We start from the raw sequence: 11,600 nt of genomic DNA on the forward strand, positions 1-11,600 counted from the left end.
TAGACTTTTGTACTAAAATCTTAATCCTATTTAGCATATAAATTTGGATGAAACTTATGATTACTACAGATAAGCTCACCAGTAAAAACTTTAAAATATCGCTTTTTAAAATAGTTCCAGACAACAAATTATTTACCAAAGACTTTTGGATTAGGGGTGCTGAGATTAAAAGAAGATTTGAAACTAGGGCCAGAATAAAAAGAGCAAAGTAAGCGAATTTTCTCTTTCTTATCCCTAGAAAATTGATAATAGGATTCATTTCACCTCCATTTTTAGCACATTAAACAAAGCAAAAAAATTGATATAAAAATAATTATACTTAAAAATCAATAATTTTCCATGAAAATTTCAAAATAAAAAACTTCTACTCAATAGAATTTTGTCAAGTAGAAGTTTTATTCTTATCTTATAAAAATATTCAGATCTAATTCATAGGATAGAATTTTAAGTAGTTCCTTGCCCCTTACTGAGTTGCCTGTTTTATCAAGCCTTGGCGAATATACCGCTATGCCGCATAGGCCTGGGACTATGCCTAGGATGGCACCACTTACTCCTGATTTTGATGGGATGCCTACATCCATCAGGTAGCGGCCGGAGTTTTCATACATCCCGCAAGATGACATTTGGCTTACTAGTATTGATACTATTGATTCTGGGATTAGGTCTTTGGTTTCGTATAGACCGTAGCCCTTGTTGGCAAGTACTGCACCAAAATGGGATAGGTCCTCTACATTTGATCCTATGGAGCAAGATTTTATATATAAGTCTAGGACTTCATTTGGGTCAAGGTCAAAGATTTTCTTAGATTTTAGGTAGTAGGATATGGCCTTGTTTCTATCAGATGTCTCCATCTCTGACTCATAGATATCCTTCATAAGCCTTGCCTTATCAGAACCTGATATTAGTTTATAAAAATCTAAAATTCTCTCAAACTTATCATCTACTCCCATCCCCCTTATCATGGACGATGTTGTAATAGCTCCTGCATTTATAAAGGGATTGGCTGGCTTATTTGTAATAGGCACTAGGGAGTTAAATTCGTACCTGGTTGGCTCGCTACCAACCTTATTATAAACTTCCTCTATAGTATTGTCATTAAGAGCAACCAAGAGGTCTAGGATTTTTGAAATGGACTGTATAGAAAATTCCTTATCTACCTCTCCATAGCTATAGGTGTCTCCAGTTGTAGATGTGATAGATAGGGCAAAGGTATCTGGGTCTACATTTAAAAGTTCTGGTATGTATGAAGCCACCTCTCCTTTTCCTATGGCCTTTTCACTTTTTACAATAGATTGTCTTATTCTCCTATCGATTTCATTTCTATCAAAAAACATAAAGTCACTCTCCTAAATTTTTTTATATATTAATATTAATGTACTTTAATAAGATAAGTGATACAATATAAGTAGGATTTTAAATATAATGAAAGGGGAAACCATGAAGATAATAGATATATTAGAAAATGAAGAATGGATAAAAGCTTACCCATTTATTAATGACTTCGTTAATTCAACTTACTACGATGTTCTAAAGGATTCTTACCAGAGATTAAATATGGAGATCCTTTTTGATTCAAATATCCACGGCAGGGACCATATAGAAAGGGTAATATTTTTCTCCCACCTTTTGGCCTTCCATTACAAGCTTGATCAAAAAGACACAGACGTTTTAAGAAATGCTGCCAGTCTTCATGATACAAAAAGGGTAAATGATGGTTGGGATACAGACCACGGCCACAGGGCAGCCAAGGAATCCATAGGCTATTCCTATGCAGAAAAGAGTGATGATGGTGTTATCCAAGCTGTCATTGCGGCCCACTCTTCTGATGATAAGATAATGAATGAAACCATCAGAGAATTCATAGGCCCTAAGGATGATTTCGAAAGAACAAAGAAGCTTGCCAAGCTTTTCAAGGATGCTGATGCCTTAGATAGGGTGAGAATTAAGCATCTTGACCCAGCTTATTTGAGATATGACTTTTCAGGAGAATTGGTTGATTTTGCCTATGAATTATTTAAACGCTTTTAGCTATTGACTTATTTTCAAAAAAAATTATAAAATTATGGTGATAAGGAGATTATATGCTTAAAAGACCCAAGTCATATCTCTCCTGCCTAATTTTAGGTCTGGGGCTCTTATTTCCAAAAACAGCCCTAGCAGATAGTGTTATGATAAATAAGGAAGTAGCTGATTCTTCAAATTTTTACATAGAAGAAGAAGGAAATCTCACTAAAAAGGCAAATATAGACACTACAGACCTATATAATATGATGGCAGAAGATGATAATTATTATAAAATAGAATACCAAGGAAGGGTAGGCTTTGTCGAAAAAAATCATTTCTACAAGCTAAACCACACCAGTCTTGTAAATGATACAGAGATAAAAAAAGACCCTTCAGATGATGCTGATAACCTTACTAGCTATACTCTGAGAGAGGGTACTAAGCTTACCATCTTAGAGTTTATAAATGTAGATGATTTTGTCAAAGTTTCCTATGAACAGGATCGTTTTGACAATAAATTTGTAAATATTTCTGATAGGCTAGCCAAGGCCCGACAAGGTTTTGTAGAAACCCTAACCCTAGAACAAGTCCCAGTAGAAACCCTAGGACGCGATGGAGGGACACCTGCTACCGTCACAATAAATGATGAAATTGCAAATTCTAAAGAGAAAATCGGTTATGTCCACTTTAAGGACCTAGCCCTTTCCTTTAGGGACCAAGAAACTATCGATAAATTTTATAGCTATTATAATTTGCTAAACGAATCTATAACCTTTAGGCAAACTCCAAGCTTTGACCAAGGCCCAATTTATACCCTAACAGAAGGGGAAACTTATGAGGCTACAAGTGATCTTCCTGAGCTAACTGTCCACATGGCAGGAAGCCAAACAGGTATAGACCTTTACAAATATGCTGTTAAGTTTTTAGGAAATCCTTATGTCTTTGGCGGAGAAGACTTATATAATGGTATAGACTGTTCTGGTTTTACCATGAGAGTATATCAGACTATAGGAATAGGCTTACCTCACTTTGCCCAAAGCCAACAAAGATACGGAATGGAAGTACCATTTGGCCAGGAAAAGGCCGGAGATTTGGTATTTTTTGGAACAAGCTTATATAATATAACCCACGTTGGTATAGCTGATGGCTACGGCAATATGGTCCACGCCTCAAGCCCAAGAACAGGTATAATCATAAGCCCAATCAGAAACCCAATCTCAATAAAAAGAATAGTAAACTAAAAAATTGCTGAACGAGGGGATTCCTCGTGTCAGCAATTTTTTTGTGTTTACTATCCGTTATTTGATGAATTATCTTGTGTAAATACGCTTATTATCGAATTAAAAACGTCTTTTAAGAAGTTTATAAACTTATCTAAGAGACCTGAGTCCTTGGCGTCTTGGGCGATTTTATCAAAGTTTTCCTTGTTGTCTTTGGCAAACTTGTCTATGGAGTCTTTGTTATCTTCATAAAATTTTCCTGCCTTGCCCCCTATGTCCTTGGCAAGTTTCACTAGGTTGTCTCTGACTTCCTTGCTATCTATGGCTGAAGTATTTTGATAAGAGTTGAAATAATTTACCAAGACATTTATATTGTTGTTTGACAAAACATTGTCCATATCTACATTTTTAAGGGCGTCGATTATATAAGTTGTAATTTGATCATTTGATGCAGTTTTACCATTTTCTTCCTTATAATCAGCCAATTTTTGCTTAACTTCAATTACAGCGCTATCTAACTTTTTGCTGTCAAAGTCAGGGTTAGATTCATTTTCCTTAGATACTTCTATCACAGTTTTTAGCTCATCTTGGGCTGTTTTTGTTCTTTCTGGGTCAAGATTTTCCCCGCGGAGCTCTTCTGACTTATAAACCCCTACTAGGGCAGATTCGCCAGTAACAGGCTTTGGACTTGCTACATAGATTTCTGCATCAGTTAATCCTGCTGTGATGGCCGCATTTGTGTATTGGGCTTCAGTAATTTGGTTGATATTGCCAGGAGTTTTTATAATTACCCTAATACCAGATCCTTTTTCAAGTCTTTTTACAACTATAGATGAGATCATATTATAATCTTCTGTACCATAGCCTAAATATTTTTTAAGGTCAGCTCCATTCACAGTTTCCACATTATATTCTTCCGCACTTATGCCAACAGCATTATCAACAATTTTTCTTTGCTTACTATCTAAAGCGACACCATAAATAATATCGTCCTTATTTTTATCAAAACCTGCCGCATAGGCAAGGTTTGATAAAATAAGCGAAAAGGCCAAACTTAGGGTAAGCATTTTCTTTTTCATTTTAGTCTAATCCTTCAATTTTTTCTATAATAGGATTTAGTAGTTCATTGTGAATCTCAGTTGCCATCCCTGCGTCAATCTTAGATGCTATAGATGGGTCTATTGGAAGTTTAACTAGAGTGTCTACTCCGTATTTTTCTGCAACTTTTTCTATATTTGATTCGCCAAAGATAGCGTGTTTGCTTCCACAGTCAGGGCATTCAAAATAGGACATATTTTCAACTAGACCTATGATATTTTTGCCCATCATCTTGGCCATCTTTAGAGATTTTTCCACAACCATTTCTACAAGACCTTGAGGAGTTGCTACAGCTACCACCCCGTCTATTGGTAGGGATTGGAAAACTGTAAGTGGCACGTCTGCTGTTCCTGGAGGCATGTCTACAACCATGTAGTCAATCTTACCCCAGTCTACGTCTGTATAAAACTGCTTGATAACCCCTGTCACAATAGATGATCTCCAAACTACTGGGTCAGTCTTTTTTGGTAGGATCATGTTAGTTGAAATAAGTTTTAGACCATTATCAGCCTTAGCTGGAGTCATAATCCCTTCAGCAGTGCCCTTGACTACATCATCTATACCAAAGGCTTCTGCTATAGAAGGGCCTGTAATATCTGCATCTAAAAGTCCTACTTCATAGCCCTTGTTTTTAAGGCTTACAGCTATTTGGCTTGCCACAGATGACTTTCCTACTCCTCCCTTACCACTCATAACGGCAATAATCTTGCCTATATGGGTATCTGGTTGAGTTTCTATTTTAAATTTATCAAAATTTGGTGTTTTATTTGTCATATTATCTCCTATTTATTTTTTGAAAAGACAAAAGCATATTTACTATGCTTTTGTCTTAATTATATGATATTTGTCCTTAAATTTCCATTAAAATTATTGTAAGGAAAGTAAAGATTATAATTTAAAAATCTATTTTCATATCCCCGTCTTTAATAAGGCCCTTATTTTTCATTATTTTATAAATGATAAGGGATAAAATCGCTGGCAATATTATTTGAAGGACTACCACTCTTATAAAAAGGCTTGTAAAATTCTCCCCTGCCATGGCCTGGAAGGTTCCTATTTGTCCAACAAGTCCACTTGTGCCCATGCCTGCTCCTAGGGGAATATTTGTCATCTTAAAAACCATGGTCGAAACAGGCCCTAGGATGGCTGAAGCAAGGGTTGGTGGCAGCCAAATCCACGGGTTTTTGATGGTGTTTGGCACTTGAAACATAGATGTACCAAGACCTTGGGCAAAAAGTCCCTCTATTCCATTATCCCTATAGGAAATTACCGCAAAACCAATCATCTGACAGCAGCATCCCACAGTCGCAGCCCCTGCCGCAAGGCCTGATAGGGAAAGCATCATACAGATAGCTGCAGATGATATAGGTAGGGTAAGAGCTATACCTATTGACACCGATATGATTATTCCCATGAAAAATGGTTGCATCTCAGTTGCCCTTACTATGAAATCTCCAAGCCTAGTCATAAAACTTGCCACATAAGGACCTACCACATCTCCCAAAATTACCCCAACAAGGATTGTAACAAGGGGAGTTACTATTATGTCAAGCTTAGTTGTCTTTGAAACAAGCTTTCCAAATTCAACTGCAAAAATACTTGCCACATAGACTCCAACTGGTCCTCCAAGCTCATAGGCTCCGATCCCAACAATGGTATTGGCAAATAAAACGAGTTTTGGAGCATCTAGGCTATAGGCTATGGCTGTTGCAATTGCTGCTCCTGCTCCCCCACTTGCCAAAGGCCAAATCCTCTCTGTAAGGTAGGTCAGGTCAAAAATCTTTCCAACAGAGTTTATTATTGTCCCTATAAGCAGGGAGGCAAATAAACCAAAAGCCATCGCCCCCAGGGCATCTATAAAATAGACACTAGGGTCTAGGCTTACTCCTTTTTTCTTTAAAAATTCTTTCATAAAATCCTCTCATTAAATAAATATTCTATTTAATGATACCACAAAAAAACCTATCTGTATATACACCAGGAAATTATTCTATTAAATATTTTCTTTCTCTTAGGATTTCTAGAGCATTTTCCATATCAGAAGGATTTTTAGAAACCAGGGTGTGGTAGTGGATGCCTGAGGTAAGTTTAAGAAGGGGCGCATCGTTTTTTAAATTTTCTAAAAAGATCCTAACTCCATTTCTTGAACAGATGTCGAGATTTTTCCTAATAGTCCCGTAAACCTTGTGACATATAAAGACATCCTTGATGGTAATATTTCTATCAACTAAGATATTTAGCTCATCTCCTATGGCTTTTTTGTCATGTCTTACCCTTACTATCCTCTCACAGGCCCTAGCTTCTTTTAGCTTATAGCCCCTATTTGTTGATACAATCTCTACTCCCCAAGCCTTTAGGATACCTATGTCCTTGACTATGACCTGCCTTGAAACGCCAAATTTATCTGCCAAACTTTTTCCAGAAATAGCTTTGCTTGCTTCTTGTAAAATTTTTATAATTTCTATTCTTCTCTCATTTACGTCCATATAAATACTTTACTCCAAAAATAAATATTAGTTTTTTTAAATATTTTATCACAATGACTTGACAGCAAATATAATTTGGTGTAATATTAAGCTAAAGACAGAGAAAAGAAGAGTAACTAGAGTGAAAGATTAAAGAGAGTCCCAGAAGATGCGAAGGGATATCAGAACCTTTAGCGAATAAAGCCTTGGAGTCTTCTCGGGGAATAGATCCGAGAACGAGTTTTGCACGTTATAGCAAAGGAGTATGATTGTACTTTTAGAGGTGTGTTTTGTGAAAAATACATAAATTAAGGTGGTAACGCGATTTTCGCCCTTATTATCCAGTTTTGGATAGTAAGGGCTTTTTAAATCTACAATCAAATATATTTATGAAAGGAATACTATGAAAAGACTTATTAATTTCTTACTTGCGATTATTCTCTTATTTCCAATCGGAAATACTTATGCAAGTGAAGACGTACTAAGAGTTGGTATGGAGGTAAACTACGCTCCATATAACTTCTCAGAGACAGACGATTCTAACGGGGGCTACCCTGTAGCAAATTCACCTGGCGAATATGCCAATGGCTACGACGTAAGGTTTGCTCAAAATATTGCAGATAAGCTTGGCAAAAAACTAGAAATCTACAAAATCGAATGGGACGGCCTAATCCCTGCCCTAACTAGTGGTAAGATTGACGCGATCCTAGCAGGTATGAGTCCAACAGATGAAAGACGCGAACAAATCGACTTTTCTCTTCCTTACTACAGAGCAAAGATGTGTATAGTTGTACCAAAAGACTCAAAATATATAGGTGCAAAATCAATCCACGACTTTAAGGGAGCAAAAATAACTGGCCAGCTCGGTACCTTCCACGCAGATGTGGTTGACCAAATGGATGGGGTCATAAAACAAGAACCAATGGACTCTTTCCCAACCATGATAGCTGCTACTAACGCAGGTACCCTAGACGGTTATGTATCAGAAGAAGCAGGCGCAGAGTCAGCTATTTCTTCAAATCCAAACCTTACCTACATCAAGTTTGATGATGAAAATAATTTTGAAACTTCAGACTCTGATACAACTGTAGCAGTAGGACTAGTCAAAGGGTCTCCTATGACAGAAGAAATCAACTCCTACCTAGAAAGCCTTGATATAGACAAGGTCCAAGAAGAAATCATGACCGAAATGGTAGATATTACTACCAAGGATGAAGCTCCAAAAACCTTCTTTACAGAAGTTAAGGATATTTGGTCTAAATACTCTTCCCTCTTCCTAAAGGGTGTTGTAAATACGCTTTTTATTGCAATCTTATCAACAGTTTTAGGTTTTGTAATAGGTCTCCTTGTAGCAATCATTAGAAGGATAGATGTAAATAAAAGAACAAATCCAGTCGGATACTACTTCCACAAATTTGTAAATGTCCTCCTTTCTATCTACGTAGAAATCTTTAGGGGTACCCCTATGATGGTTCAATCTGTAATCATCTTCTACGGCCTCAAACAATATTTTGATATCGACCTATCAACCATGTTTGCAGCGATTTTAATTGTATCAATTAACACCGGTGCCTACTTATCAGAGGTAGTTCGTGGCGGTATAAATGCAGTCGATAGTGGACAATTTGAAGCTTGCAAGGCGATTGGCCTTACAAACTGGCAGGCAATGACAAATATCATCCTCCCACAAACCATAAGGACCATCCTTCCATCTCTTGGAAATGAGTTTGTAATTAATATCAAGGATACATCAGTCCTTAATGTAATATCTGTTACAGAATTATTCTTCATGTCTAGGTCTGTTGCAGGATCAACCTATCAATACTTCCCAACCTACCTAATCACAGCAGTAATTTATCTAGTCCTAACCTTTACTATTACTAGGCTCTTACTCCTACTTGAAAAAAGGTTTAACGATAGGGACTTTATCTTAGAATCATCAACAGGAGTTATAAATGTCAATACTCAAAGTAAATAATTTAGAAAAAAAATTCGGCGATAACCTAGTCCTAAAGGACATAAATATGGAAGTAGAAAAAGGAGAAGTAGTAACAATCATAGGCTCATCAGGTTCTGGTAAGTCTACCCTCCTTCGCTGCCTAAACCTATTAGAAGACCCTACTAATGGGGAAATAATCTACAAGGGTGAAAATATCCTAGACCACTCCTTTGATCAAAGAAAATACAGGTCCAATGTTGGCATGGTTTTTCAAAACTTTAACCTTTTTAATAACAAAAACATCCTAGAAAACTGCATGATAGGTCAAATCAAAGTCTTAGGCAAGTCAAAAGAAGAAGCTAAGGCCACTTCCCTAAAATACCTAGAATCTGTAGGCATGGCCCAATATATAAACGCCAAACCTAGTCAGATATCAGGTGGTCAAAAACAAAGAGTCGCCATAGCCCGCGCCCTCTGTATGAATCCAGACGTCCTATTATTTGACGAGCCAACAAGCGCCCTGGACCCAGAGACAGTTGGAGAAGTCCTAGAGGTAATGACCAAGCTTGCTAAGTCTGGTATGACCATGGTTGTCGTAACCCACGAGATGGATTTTGCGAGAGATGTCTCAGATAGGGTGCTTTTCATGGATAAGGGTATAATCTTAGAAAACACTTCTGCTAAGGAAATGTTTGAAAATCCTAAACATGAAAGGACAAAGGAATTTTTAAAGAGATTCTTAAACAACTAATGATAAATACTAGAGATTTTAATAAAAAATGGCCCCAAAGCGGAGCCTATCAAAAAAAATTAATAGATAAAAATAAAGTAGATAAGCAAGGACTGTCCTTTGCTTATCTACTTTTTAATGGAAAAAGGCAAGATTTCTTAAAGTTAGGAGGATTTTATGAATAATACCCTCATGCTCATGGTCCTAAACCTTATAGGTAAGCTATTTTCCTTCTTTAGAGAAATGGTTTTTTCCTACTTTTATGGGACCAGCGCAATCACAGATGCCTTTAATACATCAACTACAGCGGCAACCCTCATATTTTCTGTAATCACCTACGCTCTATCAAAAACCTATATCCCCACCTATTCAAAGATAAGCAAGGAAAGAGGTGAGGCCGCGGGAGATATCTTTACCAATAAGCTACTTAACTTCTCTCTCTTTTTATGCACCACAATTATGATCCTGGGCCTTGTCTTTGCCCCTTACATAGTAAAGATGTTTGCCATAGGCTATGACGGAGATAAGCTAAAAATCGCCTCGCTTTTTATGAGGGCGGTAATCTTAACCATGTATCCAAATATCTACGCAGCCATATTTTCATCCTACCTCCAGATCAAAGGTGATTTTATAACCCCAGCCCTGCCCCTACTTATCCTAAACATAATTTTAGGAATAACAGTAGCCATATCAAAAGGCAATATCTACATCATGGCAGTAGGAATCTTCCTAGCCTACCTAGTCCAATTTATAGTCTTTCCAAGAAAGATAAGAAAGGTAGGTTTTAAAAGAAAAAGGGGATGGCTTGACATAGATAGAGATATAAAAACCTTGATAAAACTATCCATACCTACCATCTTTTCCATGGCGGCAGTCTATATCTCAACCATAGTTGACCAGTCCTTTGCATCTATTGTAGCAAATGACGGGGGTGTGTCGGTAGTAAACTATTCACTTAAAATTTTAAGAATAGTCTCATCGACCTTTATAGTACCCTTCCAAATCACAGCCTACCCTATCATAGGAAAGCTAGCTGCAGAAGGTAATTTCAAAGAGGTAAAAAACATAACCAGCAAAACCATGGTAAAAATAATGATCTTATTTATCCCATCGCTTGTAGGCCTAATGGTTTTATCAAGACCTATAATCTCCTTTGTCTATATGCGTGGGGCCTTTGGCTATGAAGATATGATAAGAACAGCAGATGTGCTTTTCTACTACACAATCTACCTAATAGGACCAGCAATTGCGGATCTCTTGTACCTGTCATTTTTCTCAATACAAAACACCAAAATCCCAACCCTAATTTCCTTTATCCAGCTAAGTGTAAATATCTTCCTAGACTACACCCTTAGTGCAAGATACGGCCTAATAGGTCTGGCCCTTGCAACAACCCTAAGCCAGTTTGTCCTAGTAGGCCTTGCAAGTACTATGTATATAAAACACTTTGGCAAGCTTGATAATGCCTACATCTTTAAAAACATAGGCAAGATTTTAATAGGAGCAACTGCCCTAGGCCATGTAGCAAACTTCATCTACAACCTAAGACCATCAAATATATGGCTATTTGTAACAATCCTTGTGGCAGCTTTGGTCTATCTTGCAATAATATTTGCCCTAAAAGTAGATGGGCTAGATGAGATAAAAGAAAAATTTGTGGGTAAGATTGGAAAATTTTAAAAAAATAAGAAGTAAAAGCAAAACGCCCTAGCATCTCAAAAGATGGCTAAGGCGTTTTTTAGTTTGGAATTCTTATATAATAACAGTGCATCTACCAAACTTCATAATATAGGTAACTATAGAGACCTCTCTATTTAGTTTACCTCGAGCAAGGTCGAGAGGAGGTGGGTTGCTTTAGATTTGATTTTATATTTAATAATTAACCTTTATTTCCTTTTTGAAATTAATCTTTTTAGTAAAATTATTGACCTAATCAAAGGTAAAACTGAAATCATCACTCCATATCGAGCGTAGCGAGATATCTCTATCGTTCTCTATATAATGAGTTCTGTAAGTGCACCGTTATCAGCTTAGTTCTTATTCTTCATAAGCTCTAAGGTTACTAAAAATGACTTTTTGTACCTCTCTCTTAAAATACCTGCTATCTTATAAAGGTAAGCCTTACTAGCCTCAAATTTTTCCTT

Annotated in this window: 11 protein-coding genes and 1 other annotated feature; of the genes, 5 read left to right on the forward strand and 6 right to left on the reverse strand. The window is 36.8% G+C overall.

Annotated elements, in window-relative coordinates; translation table 11 throughout:
* Together Q0410_RS00690 and glsA are read right to left on the reverse strand one after the other, a co-directional pair.
* On the reverse strand, window positions 1–259 hold a 259-nt coding region (locus Q0410_RS00690), incomplete at its 3' end, for a hypothetical protein (RefSeq protein ID WP_299031697.1).
* A gap of 142 nt (window positions 260–401) precedes the next feature.
* The gene (gene glsA / locus Q0410_RS00695; protein ID WP_299031700.1) at window positions 402–1,334 is read right to left on the reverse strand and encodes a glutaminase A; all 933 of its coding nucleotides are present in this window, start codon (window positions 1,332–1,334) and stop codon (window positions 402–404) included.
* 103 nt (window positions 1,335–1,437) lie between these two features.
* Between glsA and Q0410_RS00700 the strand changes: the two genes are divergently transcribed.
* Together Q0410_RS00700 and Q0410_RS00705 are read left to right on the forward strand one after the other, a co-directional pair.
* Complete coding sequence (locus tag Q0410_RS00700) at window positions 1,438–2,028, forward strand: hypothetical protein (RefSeq protein WP_299031703.1); 591 nt, start codon at window positions 1,438–1,440, stop codon at window positions 2,026–2,028.
* Window positions 2,029–2,081: 53 nt separating this feature from the next.
* Entirely contained in the window at window positions 2,082–3,245 is a 1,164-nt protein-coding gene (locus Q0410_RS00705) for a C40 family peptidase (RefSeq protein ID WP_299031705.1), read from the forward strand.
* A gap of 50 nt (window positions 3,246–3,295) precedes the next feature.
* On the opposite strand, the gene Q0410_RS00710 is transcribed toward Q0410_RS00705, so the two are convergent.
* From Q0410_RS00710 to Q0410_RS00725, 4 genes are all read right to left on the reverse strand, one after another.
* A complete protein-coding gene (locus tag Q0410_RS00710; RefSeq protein ID WP_299031708.1) occupies window positions 3,296–4,303 on the reverse strand; it encodes a DUF1002 domain-containing protein in 1,008 nt (335 codons plus the stop codon).
* Between the two features lies 1 nt (window position 4,304).
* The gene (locus tag Q0410_RS00715) at window positions 4,305–5,096 is read right to left on the reverse strand and encodes an Mrp/NBP35 family ATP-binding protein (RefSeq protein WP_299031711.1); all 792 of its coding nucleotides are present in this window, start codon (window positions 5,094–5,096) and stop codon (window positions 4,305–4,307) included.
* A 121-nt stretch (window positions 5,097–5,217) separates the two neighbouring features.
* Window positions 5,218–6,234 carry a PTS transporter subunit IIC gene (locus Q0410_RS00720; protein ID WP_299031714.1) on the reverse strand — a complete coding sequence of 339 codons (1,017 nt, stop codon included), beginning with the start codon at window positions 6,232–6,234 and terminating at the stop codon, window positions 5,218–5,220.
* A 73-nt stretch (window positions 6,235–6,307) separates the two neighbouring features.
* On the reverse strand, window positions 6,308–6,808 hold the full coding sequence (locus Q0410_RS00725) for a transcription repressor NadR (RefSeq protein WP_299031717.1): 501 nt from the start codon (window positions 6,806–6,808) through the stop codon (window positions 6,308–6,310).
* A gap of 91 nt (window positions 6,809–6,899) precedes the next feature.
* Window positions 6,900–7,126 (forward strand) — a binding site (T-box leader).
* A 64-nt stretch (window positions 7,127–7,190) separates the two neighbouring features.
* Between Q0410_RS00725 and Q0410_RS00730 the strand changes: the two genes are divergently transcribed.
* The 3 genes from Q0410_RS00730 (at window position 7,191) to murJ (ending at window position 11,136) form a co-directional block, all read left to right on the forward strand.
* Complete coding sequence (locus Q0410_RS00730; RefSeq protein ID WP_299031719.1) at window positions 7,191–8,765, forward strand: ABC transporter substrate-binding protein/permease; 1,575 nt, start codon at window positions 7,191–7,193, stop codon at window positions 8,763–8,765.
* A complete protein-coding gene (locus Q0410_RS00735; RefSeq protein ID WP_299031722.1) occupies window positions 8,743–9,477 on the forward strand; it encodes an amino acid ABC transporter ATP-binding protein in 735 nt (244 codons plus the stop codon). Before Q0410_RS00730 ends, Q0410_RS00735 begins: the two co-directional genes overlap by 23 nt.
* Window positions 9,478–9,633: 156 nt before the next feature.
* Window positions 9,634–11,136, forward strand: coding sequence for a murein biosynthesis integral membrane protein MurJ (gene murJ / locus Q0410_RS00740; protein ID WP_299031725.1), 1,503 nt, complete (start codon window positions 9,634–9,636; stop codon window positions 11,134–11,136).
* Window positions 11,137–11,600 lie beyond the last annotated feature (464 nt).

The sequence above is a fragment of the uncultured Anaerococcus sp. genome, from assembly GCF_937934665.1.
Taxonomy (GTDB): domain Bacteria; phylum Bacillota; class Clostridia; order Tissierellales; family Peptoniphilaceae; genus Anaerococcus.

Bases quoted from the DNA above. Each gene is read 5' to 3' on its own strand.
- glsA (WP_299031700.1), bottom strand. From the start codon at position 1,334: ATGTTTTTTGATAGAAATGAAATCGATAGGAGAATAAGACAATCTATT.
- Q0410_RS00700 (WP_299031703.1), top strand. From the start codon at position 1,438: ATGAAGATAATAGATATATTAGAAAATGAAGAATGGATAAAAGCTTAC.
- Q0410_RS00705 (WP_299031705.1), top strand. From the start codon at position 2,082: ATGCTTAAAAGACCCAAGTCATATCTCTCCTGCCTAATTTTAGGTCTG.
- Q0410_RS00710 (WP_299031708.1), bottom strand. From the start codon at position 4,303: ATGAAAAAGAAAATGCTTACCCTAAGTTTGGCCTTTTCGCTTATTTTA.
- Q0410_RS00715 (WP_299031711.1), bottom strand. From the start codon at position 5,096: ATGACAAATAAAACACCAAATTTTGATAAATTTAAAATAGAAACTCAA.
- Q0410_RS00720 (WP_299031714.1), bottom strand. From the start codon at position 6,234: ATGAAAGAATTTTTAAAGAAAAAAGGAGTAAGCCTAGACCCTAGTGTC.
- Q0410_RS00725 (WP_299031717.1), bottom strand. From the start codon at position 6,808: ATGGACGTAAATGAGAGAAGAATAGAAATTATAAAAATTTTACAAGAA.
- Q0410_RS00730 (WP_299031719.1), top strand. From the start codon at position 7,191: ATGAAAAGACTTATTAATTTCTTACTTGCGATTATTCTCTTATTTCCA.
- Q0410_RS00735 (WP_299031722.1), top strand. From the start codon at position 8,743: ATGTCAATACTCAAAGTAAATAATTTAGAAAAAAAATTCGGCGATAAC.
- murJ (WP_299031725.1), top strand. From the start codon at position 9,634: ATGAATAATACCCTCATGCTCATGGTCCTAAACCTTATAGGTAAGCTA.